Annotated in this window: 23 protein-coding genes; 13 read left to right on the top strand and 10 right to left on the bottom strand. The window is 68.7% G+C overall.

The annotated features are described in order from the left end of the window. Positions 1-60: 60 nt before the first annotated feature. The 9 genes from AB0M51_RS28620 to AB0M51_RS28660 all read left to right on the top strand — a co-directional run bounded on the left by AB0M51_RS28620 (position 61) and on the right by AB0M51_RS28660 (position 10358). Positions 61-2370: a DEAD/DEAH box helicase gene (locus AB0M51_RS28620; RefSeq protein ID WP_344188687.1), complete on the top strand. Its 2310-nt coding sequence runs from the start codon at positions 61-63 to the stop codon at positions 2368-2370. A 13-nt stretch (positions 2371-2383) separates the two neighbouring features. Next, positions 2384-2737: a hypothetical protein gene (locus AB0M51_RS28625; RefSeq protein WP_344188688.1), complete on the top strand. Its 354-nt coding sequence runs from the start codon at positions 2384-2386 to the stop codon at positions 2735-2737. Between the two features lie 310 nt (positions 2738-3047). After that, positions 3048-3815: a hypothetical protein gene (locus AB0M51_RS28630; RefSeq protein WP_344188689.1), complete on the top strand. Its 768-nt coding sequence runs from the start codon at positions 3048-3050 to the stop codon at positions 3813-3815. Between the two features lie 489 nt (positions 3816-4304). Next, a complete protein-coding gene (locus tag AB0M51_RS28635) occupies positions 4305-5738 on the top strand; it encodes an extracellular solute-binding protein (RefSeq protein ID WP_344188690.1) in 1434 nt (477 codons plus the stop codon). Further along, complete coding sequence (locus tag AB0M51_RS28640; protein ID WP_344188691.1) at positions 5738-6646, top strand: sugar ABC transporter permease; 909 nt, start codon at positions 5738-5740, stop codon at positions 6644-6646. Before AB0M51_RS28635 ends, AB0M51_RS28640 begins: the two co-directional genes overlap by 1 nt. Next, the gene (locus AB0M51_RS28645) at positions 6643-7464 is read left to right on the top strand and encodes a carbohydrate ABC transporter permease (RefSeq protein ID WP_344188692.1); all 822 of its coding nucleotides are present in this window, start codon (positions 6643-6645) and stop codon (positions 7462-7464) included. Before AB0M51_RS28640 ends, AB0M51_RS28645 begins: the two co-directional genes overlap by 4 nt. After that, on the top strand, positions 7464-8579 hold the full coding sequence (locus AB0M51_RS28650) for an ABC transporter ATP-binding protein (RefSeq protein ID WP_344188693.1): 1116 nt from the start codon (positions 7464-7466) through the stop codon (positions 8577-8579). The genes AB0M51_RS28645 and AB0M51_RS28650 overlap by 1 nt, the downstream gene beginning before the upstream one ends. A gap of 47 nt (positions 8580-8626) precedes the next feature. Then, positions 8627-9874, top strand: a complete 1248-nt coding sequence (locus AB0M51_RS28655) for a CehA/McbA family metallohydrolase (RefSeq protein ID WP_344188694.1) — start codon at positions 8627-8629, stop codon at positions 9872-9874. 55 nt (positions 9875-9929) lie between these two features. Continuing rightward, complete coding sequence (locus AB0M51_RS28660) at positions 9930-10358, top strand: NYN domain-containing protein (protein WP_344188695.1); 429 nt, start codon at positions 9930-9932, stop codon at positions 10356-10358. Positions 10359-10407: 49 nt separating this feature from the next. Here AB0M51_RS28660 and AB0M51_RS28665 read toward each other — a convergent pair whose 3' ends face one another. From AB0M51_RS28665 to ssd, 7 genes are all read right to left on the bottom strand, one after another. Then, on the bottom strand, positions 10408-11028 hold the full coding sequence (locus AB0M51_RS28665) for a response regulator transcription factor (protein WP_344188696.1): 621 nt from the start codon (positions 11026-11028) through the stop codon (positions 10408-10410). Positions 11029-12100: 1072 nt separating this feature from the next. Then, entirely contained in the window at positions 12101-12502 is a 402-nt protein-coding gene (locus AB0M51_RS28670; protein ID WP_344188697.1) for a TadE family protein, read from the bottom strand. A 111-nt stretch (positions 12503-12613) separates the two neighbouring features. Continuing rightward, positions 12614-13462: a DUF4244 domain-containing protein gene (locus tag AB0M51_RS28675; RefSeq protein ID WP_363751266.1), complete on the bottom strand. Its 849-nt coding sequence runs from the start codon at positions 13460-13462 to the stop codon at positions 12614-12616. A 96-nt stretch (positions 13463-13558) separates the two neighbouring features. Then, positions 13559-14275: a type II secretion system F family protein gene (locus AB0M51_RS28680; RefSeq protein WP_344189578.1), complete on the bottom strand. Its 717-nt coding sequence runs from the start codon at positions 14273-14275 to the stop codon at positions 13559-13561. Positions 14276-14327: 52 nt separating this feature from the next. After that, on the bottom strand, positions 14328-14750 hold the full coding sequence (locus tag AB0M51_RS28685; protein ID WP_344189576.1) for a hypothetical protein: 423 nt from the start codon (positions 14748-14750) through the stop codon (positions 14328-14330). A 449-nt stretch (positions 14751-15199) separates the two neighbouring features. After that, positions 15200-16363, bottom strand: a complete 1164-nt coding sequence (locus AB0M51_RS28690; protein WP_344189574.1) for a TadA family conjugal transfer-associated ATPase — start codon at positions 16361-16363, stop codon at positions 15200-15202. Then, on the bottom strand, positions 16360-17436 hold the full coding sequence (gene ssd / locus AB0M51_RS28695; RefSeq protein WP_344189572.1) for a septum site-determining protein Ssd: 1077 nt from the start codon (positions 17434-17436) through the stop codon (positions 16360-16362). The genes AB0M51_RS28690 and ssd overlap by 4 nt, the downstream gene beginning before the upstream one ends. Positions 17437-17640: 204 nt before the next feature. Between ssd and AB0M51_RS28700 the strand changes: the two genes are divergently transcribed. Both AB0M51_RS28700 and AB0M51_RS28705 read left to right on the top strand, forming a co-directional pair. Continuing rightward, on the top strand, positions 17641-19356 hold the full coding sequence (locus AB0M51_RS28700) for a glycosyl hydrolase family 18 protein (RefSeq protein ID WP_344189570.1): 1716 nt from the start codon (positions 17641-17643) through the stop codon (positions 19354-19356). 28 nt (positions 19357-19384) lie between these two features. After that, positions 19385-20926 (top strand): cellulose binding domain-containing protein, encoded by a 1542-nt coding sequence (locus tag AB0M51_RS28705; protein ID WP_344189568.1) that lies wholly within the window; start codon positions 19385-19387, stop codon positions 20924-20926. A 21-nt stretch (positions 20927-20947) separates the two neighbouring features. On the opposite strand, the gene AB0M51_RS28710 is transcribed toward AB0M51_RS28705, so the two are convergent. Continuing rightward, positions 20948-21694 (bottom strand): hypothetical protein, encoded by a 747-nt coding sequence (locus tag AB0M51_RS28710; protein WP_344189566.1) that lies wholly within the window; start codon positions 21692-21694, stop codon positions 20948-20950. 89 nt (positions 21695-21783) lie between these two features. Continuing rightward, positions 21784-22671, bottom strand: coding sequence for a LysR family transcriptional regulator (locus tag AB0M51_RS28715; RefSeq protein ID WP_344189564.1), 888 nt, complete (start codon positions 22669-22671; stop codon positions 21784-21786). 71 nt (positions 22672-22742) lie between these two features. On the opposite strand from AB0M51_RS28715, the gene AB0M51_RS28720 reads away from it, so the two are divergent. Together AB0M51_RS28720 and AB0M51_RS28725 are read left to right on the top strand one after the other, a co-directional pair. Then, positions 22743-23951 (top strand): MFS transporter, encoded by a 1209-nt coding sequence (locus AB0M51_RS28720; RefSeq protein ID WP_344189562.1) that lies wholly within the window; start codon positions 22743-22745, stop codon positions 23949-23951. A gap of 4 nt (positions 23952-23955) precedes the next feature. Beyond that, positions 23956-24405 (top strand): YbaK/EbsC family protein, encoded by a 450-nt coding sequence (locus AB0M51_RS28725; protein ID WP_344189560.1) that lies wholly within the window; start codon positions 23956-23958, stop codon positions 24403-24405. Here AB0M51_RS28725 and AB0M51_RS28730 read toward each other — a convergent pair. Then, the gene (locus AB0M51_RS28730; RefSeq protein ID WP_344189558.1) at positions 24402-25298 is read right to left on the bottom strand and encodes a helix-turn-helix domain-containing protein; all 897 of its coding nucleotides are present in this window, start codon (positions 25296-25298) and stop codon (positions 24402-24404) included. The genes AB0M51_RS28725 and AB0M51_RS28730 overlap by 4 nt on opposite strands.

A 25298-nucleotide genomic window follows, 5' to 3' on the forward strand; every position in this document is an offset into this window, starting at 1 on the left:
CGTGCATTCTCAGCTCACACTCAGCGAGCAGCTGTCCGTACCGACGACTAGTCTCCCTGTATGCGTGCAGGTGGTGAGGCGGCGGCTGTCCTGAAACGGCTGGCCGCCGGGCGCGACGACCGGTTGACCCATGTCGAGTCCGTCCCGCCCCGGCTCGGGCAGACCTGCGACTGGCCGCGCTGGGTTCCGGCCGAGGTCCTCGGCCAGCTGCGCGACGCCGGCATCACGGCGCCGTGGACCCATCAGGTCGCGACCGCGGAAGCGGCGTACGCCGGGAAGCACGTGGTCGTGGCGACCGGGACCGCCTCGGGCAAGTCGCTCGGGTACCTGCTGCCCGCCTTTGCCACCTTGAGCATCGCCCAGGCCGCTTCGCCGCATCGCCGTACGGCGTCGGTGCTCTACCTGTCGCCGACCAAGGCGCTGGCGCACGACCAGCTCCGCGCGGTCTCGTCGTACACCGTGCCCGGGCTGCGGGCGACCGCACTGGACGGCGACTCGGAGCTGACCGAGCGCGACTGGGCTCGCGACTACGCGACGTACGTGCTCAGCAATCCGGACATGTTGCACCGTTCCGTCCTGCCGAACCACCAACGCTGGGCCCGGTTCCTGGGCTGCCTGCAGTACGTCGTGGTCGACGAGTGCCACCACTACCGCGGGGTGTTCGGCGCCCACGTGGCCGGCGTACTGCGACGACTGCGACGGGTCTGTGCGCTGTACGGCGCGCATCCGATCTTCGTCTGCGCATCGGCGACCGTTGCCGAGCCCGCACTGTCAGGCGAACGCTTGACCGGCCTACCGATGCAGGAGGTCGTGGCAGACGGCTCTCCGCGCGGCGGGGTCGCGTTCGGTCTGTGGGAGCCGCCCCTGACCTCTCTGCACGGTGAGAACGGCGCCCCGGTACGCCGGTCCGCAACGGCCGAGGTGGCTGACCTGCTGACCGACCTGGTGGTCACGGGCGTCCGTACTGTCGCCTTCGTCCGTTCGCGCCGCGGGGCCGAAGCGGTGGCGATGACAGCGCGGGAGAACCTGGCCGAGGTCGACCCGGCGCTCACCGAGCAGGTGTCGGCGTACCGGGCCGGCTACCTGCCGGAGGAACGTCGGCGGCTCGAGGGGATGCTGCAGAGCGGCGAGCTCACGGGTGTCGCCGCAACCAACGCCCTCGAGTTGGGCATCGACATTGCCGGGCTGGACGCAGTACTGCTCTCCGGCTGGCCTGGCACGCGAGCCTCGCTGTGGCAGCAGGCCGGACGCGCAGGGCGGGCCGGCGGGGACGCGGTCGCGTTGCTGATCGCCCGGGACGATCCGCTGGACACGTACCTCGTACGGCATCCGGCTGCGATCTTCGGCCGTCCAGTCGAGGCAACGGTGTTCAACCCGGAGAACCCGTACGTTCTGGGTCCGCAGCTGTGCGCGGCGGCGCAGGAGATCCCGCTGACGACCGACGACTACGAGGTGTTCGGCAGTACGACGGCGTCCGTCATCGCCCAACTGGTCCGGCAGGGCGTGCTGCGCGAGCGGCCGCACGGCTGGTTCTGGACCCGGCGGGAGCGAGCTGTCGACGCGATCGACATCCGCTCGGCCGGCGGGAAGACCGTCCAGATCGTCGAGGACCGGACCGGCCGGCTGCTCGGCACGGTCGACGGCGGCTCGGCGCACTCCTCGGTCCACGAGGGCGCGGTCTACGTGCACGCCGGCGAGTCGTACCTGGTGCGCTCGCTGGACCTCGAGGGGCACGCCGCGATCGTCGAGCAGGCTTCGCCGGACTACACGACGTTCGCCCGCGACGTGACCGAGATCGGCATCCTCGCCACCGAGGAGACCTGCACCTGGGGTACGGCGGAACTGTCGCGCGGCTGGGTCCAGGTGACCAGCCAGGTGATCTCGTTCCAGCGCAAGCTGATCGCGACCGGCGACGTACTCGACGAGCAGCCGCTGGACCTGCCGGAGCGGACGCTGCGGACCAAGGCGGTCTGGTGGACGGTGCCCGACAGCGTCGTCGAGTCGCTCGGGCTGGCCGACGTACCGGGAGCGGCGCACGCGGCCGAGCACGCGTCGATCGGACTGCTGCCACTGTTCGCGACCTGCGACCGGTGGGACATCGGCGGCGTCTCCACCGCCCGGCACGCCGACACCGGCCGGCTGACGGTCTTCGTGTACGACGGCCACCCGGGCGGCGCGGGCTTCGCCGAACGCGGGTACGCCGCGGCGCGCGAGTGGTTGACCGCGACACGCGAGGCGATTGCACACTGTGAATGCACGGACGGATGCCCGTCGTGCGTACAGTCGCCCAAGTGTGGGAACCAGAACAACCCACTCGACAAGAGCGGCGCGGTGGCGCTGCTCACCGCACTACTGAGCAGTGAGGCCTGAAAGGCGGGTCACCATGGCTGTTCTTGGAATCGTCTTGATCGCGCTTGCGGTGCTGTTCGGGCTCGGCGTCTCGGTGTCGTCGGGTACTGCCACGAAGCTCGAGGTCTTCGGCGTCCACTTCGGCGTCTCGGTGACGACCGTGTTCTTCCTCGGCGCGATCGCCGGCGCCGCCCTGGTGGCCGGCCTGTGGTTCCTGAAGAAGGGCCTCGGCCGGGATCTGCGGCGCCGTAAGGAGATGCGCGAGCTGCGGGCCAAAGTCACCCACGGTGACGACTCCCCCGAACTGCCCGCCGAGCCGCCCACGGAGCGCGACGACGAACCGGCGGCACTCGAGGAACGGCCGACCGAGGACCACCGGCCACACTGATCCCAGTTCGTTGCCGACAGCATGAAAAGTAACCGGAAAGCGCTTGTATTGCTGTAGTATCTCAGCCTTCGCTCGATGATCCCTCGGCGATCCGGCGAATCGATTCCGATGCCTTACGCAACGACTTTGCGCTGGCAGTTAGTTGCCATTGGCATCAAGTTTCCGGAAATCGGCATAACCTCCGCGGCCGGTCCTGTGCATTACTTGTTGTGGCGTCAACGTCGCGCTGAGTCACTGCCGGCATACCGGCTCGCGCCACGGGGTCCCGACGACCTGACGCCGTGAGATAGCACGACCTCTGGAGGTTGTCTTGATCATCCGAAAGCTGTTCAGCCGCACCGGAGTGGTGGTGCTCGCGGTCAGTGTCGCGATCGCCACCGCCGTACCGGCCCAGGCCGCGAACCCGGCACCCAGCGGTTCGAAGGCTCCGGGCGTGACGGTGGGCGTGGCCCAACAGATCGCCACCAGGTCCGACACCCGCTACTGCCTGACGTTCGTCGCGGCCGACAAGGTCCCGATGGCGGTCATGATGGCGTGTGCCCCGGGCAAGGAGGGCAAGACCCAGGAGTGGATCTACACCGAGTCCGGCCAGCTGCAGGTCGCGATGAGCAAGAGCGTCGGTGGCGCCCTTGCGACGACCGGCGCCTGTCTGGACAGCGGGGCGGACCTGGCGAAGGTGCCGGCCGCAGCGCCACTACTGGTCCTGCCCTGCCGCAACGGTGACGGGCAGAAGTGGACCTACGACGAGAGCTCGGGGACGTTCGTGAACGCCGCCAGCGGCCTCGCCCTGACGTCGCTGCTTGGCAAGGGGAAGGCCAAGCAGGCGCAACCGACCGGCAGCATGAGCGTCGCCAGTACTCCGATCGAGGCCTGGAGCGGACTCCCGGTCCCGAGCCTGGACATCCTGGGCGCCGTACTCGCGCTGGTGAACGCACTGCTCGCCTCGCTCGGCCTGGCACTGCCGCTGCCGATCGCCGGCGCAGCTGCCAGCCTGTTGTCGCTGATCCGGCCACAGGTCCCGGTCCCGGCCCAGATGACCACGCTACCGAAGCAGATGATGCAACTGGCCCAGAGCTGAACAGACCAACGAGAGGACGGCCGGCCCCGACATCGTCGGGGCCGGCCGCTTGTTGTCTTCTCCTCTGTCGGGGCGGTGCTCGGGACGATGACCGGAATACCCGCTGCTTGCGCGTCAGCGGGAGCCCGGCGTCGTCGTCACCGCCCTGGCCGTCACCACCAGCACCAGCAACCCAGCAGCTCGTCGACCAGGCAAGCAACTCCGTGGAGAAGTCTCACGTCATTTCACCTCCGATCCCACTGAAACGAACGGCATGAATGTAGCTCGCTCGATCACCGTGTGTATCTAGGCAACTACCTGTTGCCACACAACCTTGAGCGACCTTTAACTCTTTCGCAATCCGTCCCGTGGGATCCCGGCTTGACACCTCCTGGTTGATTGCGCTTGGCAAACGTTCGCCACCGGGTTGGGTAAAAGTCTTCACATAGTCGCCCGATGATGCCAATGTTTGACCGGCACGCTCGCTGGACCACTTTGCAAGGAGCCCTGATGCGATCACTCTCGCGGTTCACGACCGCCGGCGTCCTCGGCGCCGCGGCTCTCGCCCTCCTCACCGGATGCCTCGGGTCCTCCGGCTCGGGCAGTAGCGACGGCGGTCAGGACGCGAACCGGAACGCCGACGCCAAGAAGGTCGAGCTCACCTTCGGTTCGAACTCGGTCAAGGGCGGCAAGAGCAGCGCCGGCGCCACCTTCATCCAGGACGTACTGATCCCGAAGTTCGTCGCCGAGCAGAAGGGCAAGGGCGTCGACGTCACCGTCAAGTTCCAGGGTGACGGCTCCGACGACGAGGTCTACAAGCAGAAGCTGTCCCTCGACCTGTCGAACAAGTCCGGACCGGACCTGTTCCAGATCGACGGCATCTGGGTCGGCGAGTTCGCCCAGGCGAACTACATCAAGCCGCTCACCGACACGGTCGGCGACGCTTCCAAGGTGGACAACTGGGACGGCTGGCAGCAGATCCCGGAGGCGGTCCAGGCACTCGGCAGCTACAACGGCAAGCGGTACGGCGTCCCCGGCGGCACCGACGGCCGCGTCCTGTACTTCAACAAGAAGCTCTTCGCCCAGGCCGGACTACCCGCCGACTGGCAGCCGAAGTCCTGGGACGACATCATTTCCGCAGGTCAGGCGCTGAAGAAGATCTCCGGGGTCACCCCGATCCAGATCAACGCCGGCACCGCGATGGGCGAGGCGACCACCATGCAGGGCGTGCTGCCGCTGCTGGTCGGCACCGGCGCCACCGTGAACTCCGACGGCAAGTGGCTCGGCAACACCTCGCAGCTGCGGCAGGTGCTGGACTTCTACCACCAGATCTACTCGACCGGTCTCGGCGACCCGGTGCTGCAGAAGGAGGCCAAGGGCCGGGACAAGTCGTTCGCCGAGTTCGCCGCGAACAAGATCGGCATCCTGCTCGAGAGCGACTACTTCTGGCGCAGCGTGGTGGAGCCCAAGGAGGGCGTCGCCAAGATGGCCGACCGGGACACCGCAGTCGGCTGGGCGATGATCCCGGCGATGAAGCCCGGCGCCGGCGTGAAGGGCCAGGACTTCGTCTCGATGTCCGGCGGCGGCGCGACCGTCATCAACCCGAACACGAAGTACCCGCAGCAGGCGTGGGAGTTCCTGCAGTTCATGAACTCCGCCGACATGGTGAAGGAGTCGCTGGCCGGCGCTGCCAAGATCACGCAGCGGTCCGACGTGAACAGCGAAGTACTGAAGAGCGACCCGATGCTGAGCTTCGTCGCCGAGAAGGTGCTGCCGGTCACGCAGTACCGTCCGGGCCGCGCGGAGTACCCGAAGGTGTCGGCCGCGCTGCAGCAGGCGACCGCCGACGTGATCAGCGGCAAGAGCACCGCTGACGCGGCAGCGGCGTACCAGAAGGCCGTCGAGACCGCGGCCGGCGGCAAGGACAAGGTCACCAGCAACTGATGGCCTCTGTGACCGAATCCGCGCGGGGTCGGGGCCCCGCGCGGGACGTCGCCGGGCTCGGGGTCGGCCGCGCGCTGGGCTTCATCGCGCCCGCGCTCCTGCTGATCGGCGCGTTCCTGATCTTCCCCGCGCTCTGGACCATCTACATCGGCGTCACGAACTACCGGCTGACCGGTGTCGAGGCCGTGTCGCCGTCGATGGTCGGACTGTCGAACTACACCCGCGCTCTCGACGACGCGCTGTTCCACAACGCGTTGTGGCTGACGATGCTGTTCGTCCTCGGCTCCGCGATCATCGGGCAGAACATCCTCGGCTTCACGCTCGCCTGGGTACTGCGGCGCGCCCGCCCGGCGGTCCGGCGTACCGTCGAGGCCCTGACGCTGCTCGCGTGGATCCTGCCGTCGACGGTGGTCGCGTACCTGTGGGTCGCGTTCTACGACCGCGACGGCGGTACGTTGAACAGCCTGCTCGGTACGCCGGGGACCGCATGGCTGATCGACTACCCGATGGCGTGTCTGGTGGTGTTCAACACGTGGCGCGGTACGGCGTTCTCGATGATGCTCTACTCGTCCGCGTTGCAGGCCGTTCCGCCGTCGCAGCTCGAGTCGGCGCGGATGGTCGGCGCGTCGGGCTGGCAGACGCTCCGGGACGTGGTGTTCCCGCACATCCGCGGGCACGTCCTGACGAACACGTTGCTGATCTCGCTGTGGACGGCGAACGACTTCTCGCCGTTCCTGCTCACCAAGGGCGGGCCGAACCACGAGTCCGAGACGGTGCCGGTCTACATCTACAACGTCGCGCTGCAGGGCGGTGAGCTCGGGTACTCGTCGGCGATCTCGTTCCTGCTGCTGATCGCGAACCTGCTGGTCTCGTTGGTCTACCTGCGGCTGCTGCGGAGGCGCTCATGACTGGGGCTTATGTCGTGCGCCGGATCGGTTTCTACGTGCTGATCTGCGCGATCACACTGTTCTTCGCCGTACCGATGCTGTGGATCGCGTCGGCGCCGTTCGACGCGTCGCCCGGGCTCGGAGTGCACTGGCCGGACTGGACGCTGGAGAACTTCCGGAAGACGTTCGCGCACCCGTACGCGATGCACTCGATGGTCAACTCGTTGCTGATCTGCATCACCACCGCGGTGGCCGTGACCGCCTTCGCCGCACTGGCGTCGTACGCGCTGTCCCGGGTACGGATCCCGGGGCGGGACGCGTTGCTCTACGGGTTGTTGCTGCTTTCGTCGGTGGTCACCGGGACCGCGGCGATGGTGCCGATCTTCGTGATGATGTTCCAGCTCGGGCTGATCGACTCGCGGTTCGGCGTCGCGCTGGTGATGACCGGCGGGCTGTTGCCGGCGGCGATCTTCATCCTGAAGGACTTCGTCGACGCGGTGCCGAAGTCGTACGAGGAGTCGGCGCGGGTTTTCGGTGCGTCCACGCTGCAGATCCTGCGGGACGTCGTACTTCCGGTCGCCCGTCCCGGCCTGGCCACGATCATGGTCTGGGCGTTCGTCAACTCCTGGGGCAACTTCCTGGTGCCCTTCCTGCTGATCCGGTCGATCGACAAGCAGCCCGGTGCGGTGCTGATGCAGACCCTCACCGACGAAGGCGGCAGCGTGAACCTGCAGGTGCTGCCGGTGTTCTCGCTGCTGTTCTCGATCCCGGTCGTCGTGCTGTACCTGCTGGTGAACTCGCGTTACGGGTTCCGTTTCCACGGAGGGATCAAGAGCTGATGGCGGGCATCGACATCGAGGGCCTGGCAACCGTCTACCCGAACGGCGTCCGCGCCGTCGACGGGCTGGACCTGCAGGTTGCCGACGGCGAGTTCTTCGCCCTGCTCGGCCCGTCCGGGTGCGGCAAGACAACCCTGCTCCGGACGATCGCCGGCCTGGAGGCCGCGACCGAGGGCACGGTCCGCATCGACGCGGCGGACGTGACGCGTCTCGAGCCCGGGAAGCGCGGCGTGGCGATGGTGTTCCAGGACTACGCGCTCTTCCCGCACATGAGCGTGTCCGAGAACATCACGTATCCGTTGAAGGTACGACGGGTTCCCGCCGCAACACGTACGTCGGTGGCTTCTCGTACCGCCGGGGAACTCTCCCTGGACGGGCTGCTGGAGCGCAAGCCCGGCCAGCTGTCCGGCGGCCAGCAGCAGCGGGTCGCGCTGGCCCGCGCGATCGCGTCCGAAGGCAAGGTCCTGCTCCTCGACGAGCCGCTGTCGAACCTCGACGCCCGGTTGCGGTTGGAAGCGCGGACGTTTTTGAAGAAGCTGCAGCGTGACCTGGGCATCACCACCGTCTTCGTCACGCACGACCAGGCCGAGGCACTGGCGCTCGCCGACCGGATCGCTGTGATGGAGTCCGGCAAGCTCCGCCAACTCGGCTCACCGCGGGAGGTCTTCGCCCGCCCGGCGAACACCTTCGTGGCCAACTTCATCGGCTCCACTCCCATGAACCTGCTACCCGGCAAGGTGACGTCCGGCCGGTCGGACGGTGCTGCTGCGGACGGCACCGTCGCGGTCGCCGGCGGCTCGTTGCCCGCGACAACTTTCTCCACCCCCGCGGACGCAGAGGTAACGGTCGGCATCCGTCCGGAGTACCTGACCCTGACCACCGGAGACGTCAACGGCCCCGCCCTCCGCGGCACGGTTGTCGTGGCCGAGAACCTGGGCACCCAGTCCCTGGTCACCGTCGACTGCGACGGCACCCTGGTCGGCGTCACAGTCCCCGAAGAGGCCGAGCCCGCCGCCGGCGCGCCCGTGACTCTCACAGCTCCCGCCTCCCGTGTCCTCCTCTACAACCGCGACTCCGGCGAACTCCTGACCCGCCAACCAGCAACCGTCGCCTGACCCTGCGCCTTACTGAACCCACAACCCCGGCTCTGGAGACCTAGCTGATGGCAGTCACGTCGTACCGCCGGCGCTGGACCCTCGACGACCGCGCCGAATCCGTCTGGCACTCGTTGCCCGTAGACATCCCACCGGACTGCCCCGGCCTGCTCGTCACCCTCACCGTCCCCGCGGTCGACGGCGCCGTCATCGACATCGGCTGCGAGGGTGCCGCCGGCTGGCGCGGCTGGTCCGGCGGCGCCCGCCGGACGTTCGCGATCACCCCCGACGCCGCCACCCCCGGCTACCTGCCCGGCGCACTCGAACCCGGCACCTGGTCGATCGTCCTCGGCCTCCACCGAGTACCCGTCGAAGGCGTCGAACTCCTGGTCGAAGCCGTCACCGGCCCCGTCGACGTGATCCCCGGCCTCGCGGAGTACGCCGACGCTTCGGCGGGCATCGCCGTACCGCCACGTCCACCTCGCCGTACCCTGCCTGCCTCGGCCGGGTTGAAGTGGATCGCCGGTGACTTCCACGCGCACTCGCTGCACTCCGACGGTTCCACCCCGATCGCCAACCTCGCGGCACTCGGCGTCTCGGCCGGTCTCGACGTACTCGCCGTCACTGATCACAACACCGTCGCCCATCACGCCGAACTCCCCGCGCTCAGCGGCCGCTTCGGCATCGGCCTCATCCCCGGCCAGGAGGTCACCACCGACACCGGCCACGCCAACGCGTTCGGCGACATCGGCTTCATCGACTTCCGCCGCCCCGCCGCCACCTGGGTCTCGGAGGTCGCCTCCCGCGGTGGCCTGCTCTCCATCAACCACCCGCTCGGCGGCGACTGCTCCTGGCGCCACCCGCTCCCCGACCACCCGCCGCTCGCCGAAATCTGGCACTCCTCCTGGCTCGACCACACCTGGGGCGGCCCGGTCGCCTGGTGGCAGGCCTGGGGCCTCGAAGCCACCACCCCCATCGGCGGCAGCGACTGGCACAACCCCACGTCGCTCACTCCACCTGGCACTCCCACCACCTGGATCGCCGTGGACGCCTCCGCCGAAGGCCCCGACGAACTCCCCACCGCCGCTCTGGAAGGTCTTCGAGCCGGCCGCACGGCCCTCTCCTGGTCCTACAACGCTCCCGTCCTGGTCCGAGCCGACGACGAACTGATCGCCCTGAACGCCCCCAATACCCTCGTGATCTCCCCCGACGGCAGCCGCCACCCCGTCACCACTCCCCGAACCCACCTAAAGGCCGGCGCCGGTCCCCACCTCCTGATAACTCACACCGGCCAGTTCCTCTCCGCTTGCGCCTAGCCCACCCACCGGCGGCGCCGGGCACCCCGCACCCGCTCACGTGCACACTGGACCGATGGACAGCGAGCCGAGCCAAGTCATCGTCGTCGACGCCGCGAACGTGATCGGCTCACGGCCCGACGGCTGGTGGCGAGACCGCGCCGGCGCGGCCCGCCGCCTCCTGACCCGCCTCGCCGCGTTCCAGGCCCAATCCCCTGACACGACCGTGATCGTCGTCCTGGAAGGCGCCGCCCGCCAAGCCACGTCAGGTGACAAGGCGCCCGCGAACCTGCAGGTAGTCCTGGCCCCCGGCTCCGGCGACGACACCATCGTCACCGTCACCCAGGAAGCCGCCGCCGACCCAACTCATCCCACCATCACGGTGGTCACCGCCGACCGAGCCCTCCGCGACCGCTTAGCCTCCACCGGCGCCACCCCCACCGGACCCAACTGGCTCCTGTCCCAGTTGGACGCCCTCCCCGAACAACCCCCGGCTCACCCATGACGCTGCGCGCCCAGCACCTGAGCCAGCCGACCGACAGGTAGTTGTACAGCTAGTCGAGCAACCAGCCGTTCTGTTCAGCTACCTGGACAGCGTCGGACCGTGTCCGAGCGCCTGTCTTACCGATCGCGGACCACAGCCGCGTACGCACCACACGCTCCGACACGTCCAGCTTCCGCGCCATCAACGACACCGATCCACCGTCACGCGCGGCACGCAGCGTATCCGTCTCCTCCTCATTCAGCGGAGTCTCCGAGTACCGCAAGTTCTCCGCCGCGAGATTCGCGTCGACCACCCGCAACCCCAGGTGCACCCGCCGTACCGCGTCAGCCAACTGCGGCGCCGGGCTCCCTTTCAACGCGAACCCCTTCGCACCCGCGTCGAGCCCACGACGCATGTGCACCGGACGCCCGTACGTCGTCAACATGACGACGCGGCACTCTGGCATCGACGTCCGCAACTTCGTGGTGACCGTGATGCTGTCGTTCCCCGGCCCGCCGGCGTCGACCAGCGCAACGTTCGCCCGATGCCGTTTCGCGGCACCCACGACGTCGTCGGAACGGTTGAGCTCGGCAACGATCTCCAGATCGCGCTCACGCTCCAGACCGCTACGAAGCAAGCCTCGGCTGAGGATCTGGTCATCGACCAGCAGCAGCCGAATCCGGTCGGGCAAGCGAGCCTCCGAGGTAACTGTCCGGGCGCCGGGGAAGTACGTCCGGAAATGAGCAGTACTCGGTTCCCGATGATGGAACGCTGTCGCATACGCCGTCCACATCAACGCGGCATCTCTACCAGATTGCGACCAGATCGCGACCACACCAGAACCCACCGCACCATCTCCCTGACACCACAGGCTTACACCGGCCCAGCACGAGCACTTGCAGTAAGCGGCGCCCGCACCACCCGAAGATCCACATCCACCGAAACCTCAACGCTCACTGCATCAGCAACAACCTCACACCCAGTAAGTCGAACCCCATTCCGCACAGCCACCCGCCCCGCCACCACACAGGCCTCCACACTCGAAACACCAAGCACGCCCTGCGTGGTCGCTACAACCGAAGCACCCGACGCCCGATCACCTGCCGCACCCGGCACCCCCGACGGAGTCGTAAGACCGGCGGTCGGAGCGTTGAGGGCTTGTGCCGCGCTGAGTGCAGTCAGATCCGCCGCAGCACTCACCTTGTGGCGTGCAGTGGAGATCGCCGACCACAAGATCGCCACCCCAAACACCGCCAACAACAGCACCGAAGCGAACAGCACCTGCAGCGTCGCACTACCACGCTCAGACCGCCCCACCCGACCACGCCCCGAACCAACCCCAACCTCCCCAACGCACCCCCTCGCAAGACGACCCATTCCGGCTCCCGCCGCCCCAGCACAAGCCGCCCCAGCACGAGCCGCCCCAGCACAAGCCGACCCGGCACGGACCGCCCCTTTGCGAGCCGACCCGACGCGAGCCGACCCAGCACGGGCCGTCCCGGTGCGAGCCGACCCGGTGCGAGCCGACCCGGTGCGAGCCGACCCGGTGCGAGCCGATCCAGTGCGAGCCGATCCAGTGCGAGCCGATCCAGTGCGAGCCGATCCAGTGCGAGCCGATCCAGTGCGAGCCGATCCAGTGCGAGCCGACCCGGTGCAGGTCGTGTTAGCGGGAGCCTTCTCAGCGTGGACGGCTGCGGAGGGCAGTTTGTCGGAGCCCGCCTTGCCGGGCCGCCGTTCGCCGTAATGCGCTCTGTGGGAGTGGATCACGGCGTGCCCGGTTCGGCTTGGAGGGTGGCCCTGGCGGTGAGCTGGGTGGGGGTGATGAAGGTCAGGAGGGGCGGGTTGTGGGTGGGCTTCGTCGTCACGGTCACGTAGATGTCGGAGTCGTCGCGGGTGATGGTGATCGTTCCGGTCGGCACTGTGCGATGGCCGATTGCCTCTGCCTGCTCGGGTGAGTCGCCGCGTGCCACGGCACGTGCTACGTCGCGGGCTGCGTCGATGCACCGGATGTTCATCACGACCAGGCCGATGGACCAGATTCCCAGTATCAGCAGGGCTATCAGCACAGGGAGCACCAGTGCCATTTCGGCGGTGACGGCTCCTCGGTCACCTCTTCTGCGGCTCTTGGCGGGTGGCAGTGTGGTCAGGGGTGTTCGGGAATGCATCGGGGCTCCTGGGTGGCGGCCGGTCGGGGGGAGGGGGAGCGCCGACCGGCCGCCGGATCGAGGGGTAGAGCCGAGGAGGTTTGAGGTACCGGCTCAGTTGGGGTGGTTGGCTTAGAGGTGGACGCCTTCTACGCCGGCGAGCTTGAGGCCGAAGTTCACGATTCCTTTGAGGACGGCCTGCATCGCGGGGGATCTTAGGAGGGCGACCATTGCTCCGCCGAAGCCGCAGACGCCGACGATGAGTACGGCGTACTCGGCGGTTATCGCTCCTCGGTCTGTGCGGGACCTGCGATGCCGGATTGTCTTGCTGGGAGGGCCAATCTCCGCGGTGGCGATGGCCTTGCTCGGGGCGGACCTGTCGGGAATGTGTGTGTCGGGGAGGGTCGAACTGCAGGTCGGGTGCGCGCCGGCGCCGATTGTCGGGAAGGTGCCGGCAGCGTCTGCCGAGCGGGTGCTGCAGGCGGCGGTCGAGTAGGTGCGTGGTGCAGTTGAGGGGCAGGTCATGGGCGTGGTTGCCGGGTGGGCGCTGAGGGCGGTTACCGGGTGGGTGCTTGGGACGGTTGCCGGGTGGACGCTGGGAGTGGTTGCCGGGTAGGTGCTTGGGGCGGTTACCGGGTGGACGCTGGGAGTGGTTGCCGGGTAGGTGCTTGGGGCGGTTACCGGGTGAGTGCTTGGGGCAGTTGCCAGGCGGATGCTCGGGGCGGCGGCCGGGTAGGTGCTTGGGACGGTTGCCCGGTGGACGCTGGGAGTGGTTGCCGGGTAGGTGCTCGGGGCGGCGGCCGGGTGGGTGCTGGGAGTGGTTGCCGGGTAGGTGCTTGGGATGGTTGCCGGGTGGACGCTGGGAGTGGTTGCCGGGTGGGTGTTGGGGGCGGCGGTTGGGTGGGTGGTGGGAGTGGTTGGCGGGTGGGGGCTTGTGGGGGTTGGTTGGTGGGTGCTGGTGGGTGGGGGTGGGGTGGGCATTTTGCCTCCTGGTGGGTGGGGTGGGGCGGGTCGACAAGAACATGCCGTTGGGGGATCGCCTTGTTTGTGGGGGTTTTGAGGGGTGTGGATAAGTGGTCAGGGGTGGAGGAGGAAGGGGATCAGGGCGTCGGCGATGGTGGGGACTATCGAGAGGAGGACGAAGGCGGGGAGGAAGCAGAGGCCCAGGGGAAGGGTGGCTCGGGATTCGGCTGAGCGGGCTTGTTGGTCGGCGGCGTGGTGGTTGGCGCGGCGGGTTTCGTCGGCGAGGTGTTCGAGGGTTTTGGAGAGCGGGGCTCCGGAGCGGAGGGAGCGGGAGATTGCTCGCGCCATGGGGGCGCAGGAAGGTTCGGAGTTGAGGTGGGACCAGGCGGTGATTGGGTCGGCGCCGAGGGCCAGGTGGTGGGCGATCTTGGCGAAGATGTCGGCCAGTGGGCCCGGGAGGGCTTCTGCTATGAGGGCCAGGGCTTGTTGGGGTGGGCGGCCGGCTCGCAGAGAGGCGGTCAGGAGGTCTATGGCCAGGGGGAGGTCGCGGGAGATTTGGAGGTTGCGTTGTTTGGTGGCTACGGGTTTCAGGCGGGACAGGGCTTTGGGGATCGCGTAGTACGCGACGGCTGCTGGGATCAGTCCCCACGGGAGACCGAGGAGGGTTAGCGCGCCCAGGGCGGCGGCGGTTGCGGCCAGGCGGTGGGTGCGTGGAGGGCGAGGGCTGGTACGTGGGCGGGGCGGGGTTAGCCGACGGAGATCGGGGCGCGGCGGGATGAACAAGTAGGTGCTTAGGGCAACAGTTGCTGCGGCGGCGAGGGCTTTGGGCATGTGGGGTCTCGTTGGGTACGGCGGCTGACGCCGGGCGTGCGAGGTGAGTGGGTTAGGGGGTCGGAGTGGACAGGCGAGTGGTCCAGTGGAGGCCTGTGGTGGTGAGGAGGAGGCCTGTGGTTAGGCAGAAGTAGCCGGGTGGCGTGGTGGTGAGGAAGGTCAAGGGATGGGCTCCCAGGGCGTAGCCGAGGGCTATGCCGACGATGGGGAGGATGGCGAGGATTCGGGCGGTGGAGTGGGCCGTGGCGAGGCTGGCTTCGGTTTGGCGGTGGATGGCTTCGTCGGCTCGGAGGGAGTTGGCCAGGCGTTCGGTGAGGGCGGCGAAGGTGGCGCCGGACTGTTCGGTGACTCGCCAGGCGGCGGCCAGGGCTCGGAGGCTGGTAGCGCCGGGGGTCGCGGCGGCTTTGGTGAGGGCGGTGGGGACGTCGGCGCCGAGTTTGGCGGCGGCGTGGACCGGTTGGAGGTCGGGGCTCACGGAGGCGGCGCCTTCCAGAGCGGCGATTGGTGGGCGGCCCGCGGTGAGGTCGGCGGACAGGACGTCCAGGGCTTCGATGATGGTGGCGCGGCGGGTGGCGATTGTCTTTTGGCGGTGGTGATGGGCTCGTTGGTTGGCTGCCAGGAGAAGGACGGCGGTGATCGCGAGGGTGGAGACGAGGGCTTGGGTGCTGATGAGAGCTGCGGCTGTTGGCGGGATGAGGAGCCAGGGGCGGGCTAGTCGGGGCCGCTGGTGTCGGCTGGGCGGTTGGAGGCGGGCGAGCTCTGGACCGGTCGGATCGAGGTGAGTGGGCTGGGCGCCGGGGAAGCGTGGGGTGGGGGTGGGTTTGCTCGGGGATTGGGCGGTTAGGCGGTGGAGGCCCGGGGATCGGGGTGGGAGGGCGAGGGTGGTGGTCAGGAGGGTCAGGGCGGCGGCTAGGAGGGGTGGGGTCATGGGGTGCGCCGGGGCGTGGTGAAGAGGTGGGCGGCGGGGTGGACGATGTGAGTGTTGTCGGGGTTGAAGGTGATGGCCGGTTGGGTGGTCAGTGGGGCGTTCGGGGGTTTCGTGAGGGTGTGGATCTCGGCTATTCGGCGGTGGCCGGTCGGGGAGCGGGTCAGGTGGATCACGGCACGGAGGGCTGAGGCTGCCTGGCTGTGGATGGCGGGTTGAGTTAGGCCTGCGAGGGCGCCCAGAGCTTCCAGGCGGGCGGGGACATCGGCGGCGGAGTTGGCGTGGATGGTGCCGCAGCCGCCTTCGTGGCCGGTGTTCAGTGCGGTAAGGAGGTCTACTACCTCGGGGCCGCGAACCTCGCCGACGACGAGGCGATCGGGGCGCATGCGGAGGGCCTGGCGGACAAGGTCGCGGAGGGAGATCTCGCCGGCGCCTTCGATGTTGGGTGGGCGGGCTTCCAGGCGGACCACGTGAGGATGGTCGGGGCGGAGCTCGTTGGCATCCTCCACCAGGACCAGGCGTTCGGCGGGATTCGTCAACGACAGCAGGGAATTGAGGAGGGTGGTCTTGCCGGTCCCGGTGCCGCCGCTGATCAGGAACGCGACGCGGGAGTCGAGGAGGTCGCGGAGGATGGCGGCTCCGGCGGGAGGTAGAGCGCCGGCGGCGATCAGGTCGTCGAGGGTGAAGACCTTGCGGGACGGGATGCGCAGGGACAGGCACGTGCCGGGGGCGGCGATCGGGGCGAGGACCGCGTGGAAGCGGGTGCCGTCAGCGAGGCGGACGTCGACGTACGGCGTGGAGTCGTCGAGGCGGCGGCCGGCTGCGGCGGCGAGGCGGGTGGCCAGGCGACGGAGGGCCTGCTCGTCGCCGGTGCGGATCGCGACGAACTCGAGGCCCTGGCCGCGGTCGATGTAGACCTCGTCGGGTCCGTTGACCAGGATGTCGGTGACGCCGGGCTCGGCGAGCAGGCTGTCGAGCGGTCCGGCCCCGAGCGCCTCGCGTCGGAGCGCGGTGACGACCGCGAGGACCATCGCGTCGCCGCAGACCGTGCCGTCGGCGCGGAGGGCGGCCGCGACGTGCACGGGGGTCGGCGCGGCTCCGGTGAGGGCGAGGGTGCCCCGGACGCGGTCGAGCAGGCCGTCGGGTACGGCGGTGATGGTCATGCGGGCTCCAGGGAGGGATGGTCGACGAGGTTGAGGATCTCGGCGGCGGCGCGGCTCAGCGGGCTTCGGCGGTGCGGAGCGAAGCGGCCTTCGTCCATCGCCGCGGGAATCTTGGGGTCGATGCCGAGTTTTGTTGCTAATGGCAAGGAGAGGTGGGCGGCGACGTCCGCGGGTGCCAGGCCGGGGTGGGAGTCTCGGGCGACCACGCGGACGTCGCCGGCGACGGAGCGGAGTGGGCCGGAGAGACGTTTGGCGGCGGCGACCGAGCGGACGTCGCACGGCACCACGAGGAGGGTCACCGTCGAACGGACGAAGCCCTCCTCCACGGCGGGATCGGCGCGGCGCGGCAGGTCGAGGACGACCAGGTCGGCGCTCCGCTGGGCGGCGCCGATCACCGAGCTCATCGTGTCCGGCGGCAGGACCGTGACGTCGGACTGATCCCAGGACAGGACCGCCAGGCCGTCGACCGACGGCAGGGCTGAACGGAGGGCGGCGGCGCTCACCCGGCCGGAGGCGTTCAGCAGTTTGGGCCAGCGGTCGCCGGGATCCCGCTCGATGCCGAGGGCCAGCTCGATACCGCCGCCGAGCGGATCACCGTCGATGAGCATGGTCCGGAGCCCGCGACGGTTGCCGAGCAACGCGACCGCGGCGGCCAGGGTGGTGGCCCCCGCTCCCCCGCAACCGCCGACGAAGGCCAACGTGACGGCAGTGCGGATGACGCCGTCGAGCGCGTCCGCCAACTTGCCGGCGAGCAGCGGCTCGTCGGCGGGCAGCCGGCAGACCAGGTCGGCACCGATGTCGAAGGCAGATCGGTAGAGGTCGTCGCCGTCGGCGGCCGAGCCGACCACGACGACGCCCGGGCGATGGGCGGGTTGGCACCGCGCGAGCGGCTCGGCCAGGTCGCGGCCGATCACGACCAGCGAACCCACATGCCAGTGCCGGCGCAGGCCGGCCAGGTTGTTCTGGACCTGGGGCGTCACGGCGGCCGCCGCGGCGAGCCGGAGGAAGTCCTCGAGCAGGGCTTCGTCGGTGGTTGCCATCAGCACCGATGGGGGTGGTGGGTTGGTGTCCATGCCCTAGAACATGCCGTTGTTCGGGGCGTTGCGGACACGGGATCGGATCCCTGTGGACAAAGGGCTGTCGGGTTTCCGTCAGCAGCGGGAACCCGCCACGACGAGCCGGCGACCAACCCGCCCCGAACGGTTACCGTTCCTTTCGAAGCGTCTTTAACTAAATTTCACCGGACCGCTTCCGTCCCATCGCTCCGGAGGAACCTGATGAGTCGATTGCGCACGCTCGCAGCCACCGCCGCCGTCGCGGCGACCGCCCTGATCACCGCCGCCGGCGTCTCTCTCGCGACCCCGGACGTCACCGCGGCCAACGCAGCCACCGCGGCGCCCCAGGCGTCCAGCGGAGGCGTCAAGACGGCGTACTTCACCCAGTGGGGGATCTACGCCAACGCCTTCTACCCGAAGAACCTGGTCACCACCGGCGCCGCCGGCAAGCTGGACATCCTGAACTACGCCTTCGCGAACATCGACCCGACCAGCCACACCTGCTTCATGGCCAACAAGGCCGCGTCCCAGGACGAGAGCAACCCGAGCGCCGGTGACGGCGCCGGCGACGCGTTCGCGGACTACGGCAAGTCGTACGGCGCGGACATCAGCGTCGACGGGGTCGGTGACGTCTGGAACCAGCCGATCCAGGGGAACTTCAACCAGCTCAAGAAGCTCAAGGCGAAGTACCCGAACCTGAAGATCCTGATCTCGATCGGCGGCTGGACGTACTCGAAGTACTTCTCCGACGCCGCAGCCACCGACGCCTCACGCAAGGCCTTCGTGAGCTCCTGCGTGAACATGTTCCTGAAGGGCGACCTGCCGGTGATCGACGGCTTCGGCGGTGCGGGTTCCGCGGCCGGCATCTTCGACGGTGTCGACATCGACTGGGAGTACCCGGGCTCGCCGAACGGCCACGTCGGCAACCACTACAGCGCCGCCGACAAGCAGAACTTCACGCTGCTGCTGGCCGAGTTCCGGGCGCAGCTCGACGCGTACGGCAGTCAGACCGGCAAGAAGTACTACCTGACCGCCGCAACCCCGGCCGGCCAGGACAAGATCGCGAACATCGAGACGAACAAGGTCGGGCAGTACCTCGACTACAACAACGTGATGACGTACGACATGCACGGCGGCTGGGAGGCCACCGGGCCGACGAACTTCCAGGACCCGCTGTACACGGCACCGAACGACCCGAGCAGCCCGATCCCGCCGGGGCAGGGCAAGTACTCGGTCGACTCCGCGGTGAAGGCGTGGACCACCGGAGACTCGGCGTACGGCATCCCGGGCGGGTTCCCGGCGAACAAGCTGAGTATCGGTTATCCCTTCTACTACAGGGGATGGAAGGGGGTTCCGGCCACCGACAACGGTAAGTACCAGACGGCGACCGGGCCGGCCGACGGGCATGCGTTGAGCGGGAACGTGCCTGGAGTCTCGTTCTACAAGGAGCTGACGGGTTTTGTGGACAACCCGTCCGCTACGCACTTCGACGATGCCACGCAGTCGAGCTGGTTCTACAGCAACGGCACGTTCTGGTCGGGTGACAACGCCCAGTCGATCAAGGCGAAGGCCGACTACCAGCACTGCAACGGGTTGGCCGGCGCGATGATGTACTCGCTCGAGGCACTGGACGCGGGCGTCACGCTCTTCAACAACGTGGTCGATTCCGTCAACGCAGACACCGCGGGCTGCTCGGGCGGCCCCACACCGACGCCGACCCCAACGCCCACCCCCACTCCCACTCCCACACCGACGCCGACACCGACTCCCACGCCGACTCCCACGCCCCCGACGGCCACCCCATGGGCGCCGAACACGACGTACGCGACCGGTGCGCTCGTGACCTACGACGGCGTCACCTACAAGTGCATCCAGGGGCACACCTCCCTGGTCGGCTGGGAGCCGCCGAACGTCCCCGCACTCTGGGGACGGGTCTGATCACGTACCGCCCACTGATCGGAGCATCATGAAACGCATCTCTCTGGCGATCGCGGCCATCACTGCGGTGGTTGTCGCCCTACTGACCGCACAAGCGGCCAGCGCGGCAGGCATCACTGCCAGCTTCACCAAGGTGCAGGACTGGGGTACTGGCTTCGAGGGGAAGGTGACCATCACCAACGGGACCACCAGCTCGCTCAGCACCTGGTCGGTCGCACTGGACTTCCCGTCCGGCTACAGCGTCACCAGCACGTGGGACGCCAACCACACCAGCAGCGGCCAGACGCACACGTTCACCCCGCCGAGCTGGGCCGGCCCGCTCGCCCCCGGCGCGACCGTCTCCTTCGGCTTCAACGGCAGCCCCGGCAACTTCCCCGGCATCGCCTCTTGTCGCCTGAACAGCGGCTCGTGCTCAGGAGGCGGTGGCGGCACCGTCCCCGGCGCACCGACAGGTCTGTCTGGCACAGCCTCAGGTACGTCGGTGAACCTGAGCTGGTCCGCAGTGTCCGGAGCGACCAGCTACAGCGTCTACCGCAACGGTACGAAGGTAGGTTCGCCGACCGGTACGTCGTACACCGACTCAGGCCTGTCCGCGAGCACGTCGTACAGCTACCAGGTCAGCGCGTCCAACAGCGCAGGAGAAGGCGCGAAGAGCAGCACCGTCTCCGTCAAGACCGGCACCGGTGGCACCAACACCGGGTCCCCGCAGGCCGCGCCGTACCTGTACATGGGCTGGGGCGACCCGCCGAACCCGGCGACTGTGATGAGCTCGACCGGTATCAAGGCTTTCACCATGGCGTTCGTACTCTCCTCCGGCGGCTGCAACCCCGCCTGGGACGGCAGCCGTCCCCTGCAGGGCAGCGCCGACGCCAACGCGATCGCGGCGATCCGGGCAGCCGGCGGTGACGTCGTACCGTCGTTCGGCGGCTGGAGCGGTAACAAGCTCGGCCCGAACTGCAGTACGCCGGAAGCCCTGGCCGGCGCGTACCAGCAGGTGATCAACGCCTACAGCCTGAAGGCGATCGACATCGACATCGAGAACTCCGACGAGTTCGAGAACGAGGTCGTCCAGGACCGGATCCTGACCGCGCTGAAGATCGTCAAGCAGAACAACCCGGGCATCAGGACGATCGTCACGTTCGGTACGTCGACCACCGGGCCGAACTACTACGGCAACCGGCTGATCGACCAGTCCAAGGCACTCGGCGCGAACATCGACGTGTTCACGCTGATGCCGTTCGACTTCGGCAGCTCGAACATCTACAACGACACCGTGGCCGCGGAGCAGGGCCTCAACAACAAGCTGAAGTCCACCTTCGGCTGGTCAACCGCGGAGGCCTACGCGCACCAGGGCATTTCCGGGATGAACGGTCTGTCGGACCAGCAGGAGATGACGACCACCGCGACCTGGCAGAACATCACCAACTGGGCGAAGAGCAACGGGCTCGGCCGGCTGGCGTTCTGGTCGGTGAACCGGGACCGCGGCTGCGCGGGCGGCGGTGTGGTCTCGAACTGCAGCGGGATCGCCCAGGGCGACTGGGACTTCACACGGATCACTGCAGGGTTCTGAGAAACGAACGGTCTGATCGTCTCAGCCGGACTTGATGGCTGAGACGATCAGCCCGTTGCGCGCGTTCTGTCCGAGCGGCCTCGACGGGTGCAGACCGTCCCTGAGCAGCCGGGACAGCCGGTTCGGGCTGGAGGCCAGGTGCTCGGCCCAGTGCACGATCCGCAGGTTGTCGTGCCGGCGAGCCCCGTCCGCCAGCTGCAGGTTGATCCACGCGCTGTTGCGCTGGTCCGCGACCCTGACGTCGGGTCCGAGCGCCGTACGCGCCGCCTGGATGTTCACCCAGTACACGGTCCGCTCGTCACCGACGATCTGCATGGTCCGCTCGATCTGGGCCGCGACCGCGGGCGGCACGAAGATGTCGTTGGAGCCGACCGACATCACGATCCGGTGCGGCAGGCCGTACTGCGCCGCCCAGGCCTCGAGCGCGTCGACCGCGGGAGTGACCGGACGGCCGGCCCAGCTGTGGACGGCCATGTTGATCCCGAGCTGAGCCAGCTGCCGGGCCAGCGCGGGGCCGTCCTGGACACCGATGCTGTCGCCGAACATGAAGACGCCGTCGGTCTCCCGCGTCCGGCGGATCTGTGCCTCGTTCGAGATCGCCTTGGCGAAACCCTCCCAGGCGCTGAGCACCCCGGAGCCGTACGCGCCCGGGGAGAAGTTCGGAGCGGCCGCAGCCGTGCCGGCCGCAACCGTCGACGCAGCTGCCGCGGTCCCCGCGGCGAACAACATCCGACGACTCGGCCGGAACCCACCCAGACGCTTCCTCACGCAGGCAAGGGTGCGGCGGAATGCCCTCTTTCTGCAAGTCGACACCGGGAAAATCAGACGAACGCTACGGAAGTCAGTGCTCCCGGCAGTCAGCTGGTCGTCACCTGGCGGGAGCGCACGAACGCGCGGAAACGCTCCGCCGCGGGCGTCAACGGGGTACTCGACCGCCACGCCATCCCGATCTCCCGCTGCGCCCGTACGCCGGCCAGTGGAACCGCCACCGCACCGCTGTCGTTCCCGCGAACCGCCCCGGCCGGGAGGATCGCCACGCCGAGCCCCGCTCCGACCAGGCTGTCGATCGTCGCGAGGTCGGTCGCCTCGAACGCAAGCTGCGGGCTGAACCCTGCCTCCCGGCACAACCGGTCCGTCACCCGCCGGAACCCGAACCCGGGCTGCAACCCGACGAACGCCTCGTCGCGGGCCGCCTCCAGCTCGACACGGCGCCGCGAGGCGAGCGCATGCCCAGGAGGTACGTGCAGGAGCAGGCGTTGCCGTTCCAGCAGATGCCAGCCGAACCGCGAGGGGTCCGGCCGGGGCGCCACGATCGCGATCTCGGCCTCGCCGCTCTCCAGGTCCTGGACGATGTCGTGCGCCGGCTCCTGCCGCAGCTCGAACTCGACCCGCGGCGCCACCGCCCGGAACGCCTTGAGCAGGTCCGGCATCAGGCTGGTCGCCACCGAGTGCAGGAACGCCAGCCGGACCGTTCCCGACTCCGGGTCGAGCAGCGCGTCGATCCGGCGCCGCGCGGTGTCCATCGCCGCGCTCCCGGCGCGCGCCGCCTCCAGCACCAGCCGCCCGTACGGATTCAGCCGTACGCCGCGCCGTTCGCGCTCGAACAACGGCACCCCGAAGGCCCGCTCGACGCGCTGCAGCGACCGGGTCAGGTTCGGCTGGCTGGTACCGAGCGCGGCGGCCGCCTCGGTGAGGTGCTCGGTCTCGGCCAGCACCACGAACCACCGTAGGTCCTCGACATGCATACGGAAATCGTATCGATTTCTGCTGAGATCGACATTTTACGTATCGCTCGAACAGTGCGACCGTCGAAGACATGCACCAGTCCGTCGCGCGCCTGCCCGGATACCTGCCCGGCGACCCGGAGTACCGCAAGCTCTCCGTCGCCTTGTTCGCGGCCGGGCTCGCGACGTTCGCCCTGCTCTACAGCACCCAGCCGCTGCTGCCCGAGCTGGTCACAGCCTTCCACGTCTCCCCGAGCCAGAGTGCGTTCAGCGTGTCCTTCGCCACGTTCGGTCTCGGTCTGGCGCTGCTGGTCGCCGGTCCGGCCTCAGAGGTGCTCGGCCGTACCAACCTGATGCGCTGGTCGGTCGCCGCGACCTCGTTCTTCGCCCTGCTCAGCGCCTTCGCGCCGAGCTGGCACCTGTTGCTGGCCCTACGCGCTCTCCAGGGGATCGCGATGGCCGGCCTTCCCGCGGTAGCCATGGCCTACCTACGCGAGGAGGTGCACCAGGACAGCCACGCTCGCGCCAGCGGTCTGTACATCGCCGGTACGGCAGTTGGCGGTATGGCGGGCCGCCTCATCGCCGGCGGGTTGTCGGACGTCGGCGGCTGGCGCTTCGCGACCGGTGGGATCGCACTGGTCGGCGTACTGTGTGCCGCCGTCGTCTGGCTGCTCCTGCCCGCGTCGCGCAACTTCCGTCCCAGCAAGGCGCGTCTGTTCTCGAGCAAGGTCCTCCGGGATCCGGCGCTGCTCGCGCTGTACGGGATCGCCGCGACGGCGGTCGGCGCGTTCGTCGCTGTCTACAACGGCGCGGTGTTCCGGCTGTCCGGCTCGCCCTACCTGTTGAGTGCCGGCGCGGCAGGGCTGGTGTTCTGTGTGTATCTGCTCGGGTCGGCTGGATCGGCGACCGCAGGGACACTGGCCGACCGCTACGGTCGGCGCAAAGTGGTTCCGATCGGCTGTCTGATCACCCTGGCCGGTGTAGCAATCACACTGGCCGCTCCGCTCCCACTGATCGTGCTGGGGCTCGCCGTGATGACTGCCGGGTTCTTCGCGGTGCACGGGGTTGCCAGCGGATGGGTACCGGCACGGGCACACGCCAGCGGCGTCGGGACCGGGCAGGCATCGAGCATGTACCTGTTCTCGTTCTACCTCGGCTCCTCGGTCTTCGGAGGACTCGCGGGTACGGCGTGGAGCCGGGCGGCGTGGGCCGGGGTCGCAGGAGAGGCCGGTGCGCTGTTCGTCGTCACGCTGATCCTGGCGCTGCTGCTGAAGAACGTTCCCAGCCGGGTGCAAAACTGATCCGGTGACGAAGGCGACGGATGCAGCGAACCAGTTGGGGCTCAGCTACGAGGTGACCAGGCACGGTCGCGTGAACTCGTTGGAGGAGGCCGCTGCCGCGCGCGGGATCGAGCCGGCCCGGCTGATCAAGACGATCGTGGTGCGGCTCTCGGACGACGACTACCGGTTCGTCCTGGTGCCGGGCGACCGCGAGATCGCGTGGCCGAAGCTGCGTGCGCTGCTCGGGGTCAACCGGATCTCCATGCCCGACAAGGACACGGCGTACGACGTCACCGGGTACGTGCGCGGCACGATCACGCCGCTCGGCAGCACGCACGACTGGCCGGTGATCGCGGACGAGCGGATCACCGGCACCATCTCCATCGGCGGCGGTGACCACGGCGTCGGCATCACGGTGGACGCCCAGGCGCTCACGAAGGCCCTGGGCGCCACCGTGGCCGATGTGACGGACTAGACGAGCAGGCCCTGCTGGCCGGCTCGGAGACCTGCCTGGAAGCGGGTCGTGGCGTCCAGGGCCCTCAGGATGCGCTGCATGCGGCGTTCCACAGTTCGCTGGGCGACGCCGAGGCGACGGGCGATGGCCTGGTCCGTGAGGCCTGCTGCCGCGAGCGACAGGAGCTGCCTGTCATCCGACGTCAGCGGGCCTTCGGAGACCGCGGGGGTCAGCGGGCTGGCCTGATGCCACAGGAGGTCGAAGAGGCGGAGCAAAGCGTCCAAGAGACTGGACGGACCGAGCTCCACGACCACGTCCGCACCCGTCGGCAGGAGAGCGATGCGGCGGTCCACGACCACCAGCTTGAGCGGGACATCGCGCAGCATCCGGCAGCAGCCTGACGACCGTGCCGCGGCCAGATCCCCCGGCTGAGACAGCGAGTCCATGTCGTAGATCGTCCGATACGTCACCCCGTGACGCGTGGACACGAGCAGCTGGTCCAGCACGAGCACTTCGTCCTGTGCGCACTGGTGTGCCTGGTAGAACCGCTGCGCGATCGCCTCGGTCCCCCGGATCACCGTGAACGCATCCGGCTGCCGGAACTCGGCCGACAGCATCGCAGCGCCCAGCCGAGCCTCCACGATCGCGGCCTGCTTCCGCAGCGCGAGCAGCTCGACGGCAGCCTCCGGTACGGCGGGCACGTACCTGGCCGGGCGGCCCGGCGTACGGGACGCCAGGCCGAGCGACAACAGCGACCGTAGGTGCCGGCTGACCCGGTTGGCGGGCCAGTCGGCGGAAGCGGCCAGGTCGGTTGCAGTGGACTCCGGGCGGGCCAGAAGCACCCGGTAGAGCTGCTCGTCCTCCGAGCAGACACCGAGCGCCTCCAGCACCGGAGCCGGTCGATAGTTGTGCAT

The organism is Kribbella sp. NPDC051137, from assembly GCF_040682535.1.
Taxonomy (GTDB): domain Bacteria; phylum Actinomycetota; class Actinomycetes; order Propionibacteriales; family Kribbellaceae; genus Kribbella; species Kribbella karoonensis.

What these genes read in the sequence shown, in the direction of transcription:
- AB0M51_RS28650 (WP_344188693.1), top strand. Translation starts at nt 7,464, where the DNA reads ATGGCGGGCATCGACATCGAGGGCCTGGCAACCGTCTACCCGAACGGC.
- AB0M51_RS28655 (WP_344188694.1), top strand. Translation starts at nt 8,627, where the DNA reads ATGGCAGTCACGTCGTACCGCCGGCGCTGGACCCTCGACGACCGCGCC.
- AB0M51_RS28705 (WP_344189568.1), top strand. Translation starts at nt 19,385, where the DNA reads ATGAAACGCATCTCTCTGGCGATCGCGGCCATCACTGCGGTGGTTGTC.
- AB0M51_RS28690 (WP_344189574.1), bottom strand. Translation starts at nt 16,363, where the DNA reads ATGACCATCACCGCCGTACCCGACGGCCTGCTCGACCGCGTCCGGGGC.
- AB0M51_RS28620 (WP_344188687.1), top strand. Translation starts at nt 61, where the DNA reads ATGCGTGCAGGTGGTGAGGCGGCGGCTGTCCTGAAACGGCTGGCCGCC.
- AB0M51_RS28645 (WP_344188692.1), top strand. Translation starts at nt 6,643, where the DNA reads ATGACTGGGGCTTATGTCGTGCGCCGGATCGGTTTCTACGTGCTGATC.
- AB0M51_RS28660 (WP_344188695.1), top strand. Translation starts at nt 9,930, where the DNA reads ATGGACAGCGAGCCGAGCCAAGTCATCGTCGTCGACGCCGCGAACGTG.
- AB0M51_RS28625 (WP_344188688.1), top strand. Translation starts at nt 2,384, where the DNA reads ATGGCTGTTCTTGGAATCGTCTTGATCGCGCTTGCGGTGCTGTTCGGG.
- AB0M51_RS28675 (WP_363751266.1), bottom strand. Translation starts at nt 13,462, where the DNA reads ATGCCCACCCCACCCCCACCCACCAGCACCCACCAACCAACCCCCACA.
- AB0M51_RS28680 (WP_344189578.1), bottom strand. Translation starts at nt 14,275, where the DNA reads ATGCCCAAAGCCCTCGCCGCCGCAGCAACTGTTGCCCTAAGCACCTAC.
- ssd (WP_344189572.1), bottom strand. Translation starts at nt 17,436, where the DNA reads ATGGACACCAACCCACCACCCCCATCGGTGCTGATGGCAACCACCGAC.
- AB0M51_RS28700 (WP_344189570.1), top strand. Translation starts at nt 17,641, where the DNA reads ATGAGTCGATTGCGCACGCTCGCAGCCACCGCCGCCGTCGCGGCGACC.
- AB0M51_RS28715 (WP_344189564.1), bottom strand. Translation starts at nt 22,671, where the DNA reads ATGCATGTCGAGGACCTACGGTGGTTCGTGGTGCTGGCCGAGACCGAG.
- AB0M51_RS28730 (WP_344189558.1), bottom strand. Translation starts at nt 25,298, where the DNA reads ATGCACAACTATCGACCGGCTCCGGTGCTGGAGGCGCTCGGTGTCTGC.
- AB0M51_RS28670 (WP_344188697.1), bottom strand. Translation starts at nt 12,502, where the DNA reads ATGCATTCCCGAACACCCCTGACCACACTGCCACCCGCCAAGAGCCGC.
- AB0M51_RS28635 (WP_344188690.1), top strand. Translation starts at nt 4,305, where the DNA reads ATGCGATCACTCTCGCGGTTCACGACCGCCGGCGTCCTCGGCGCCGCG.
- AB0M51_RS28720 (WP_344189562.1), top strand. Translation starts at nt 22,743, where the DNA reads ATGCACCAGTCCGTCGCGCGCCTGCCCGGATACCTGCCCGGCGACCCG.
- AB0M51_RS28640 (WP_344188691.1), top strand. Translation starts at nt 5,738, where the DNA reads ATGGCCTCTGTGACCGAATCCGCGCGGGGTCGGGGCCCCGCGCGGGAC.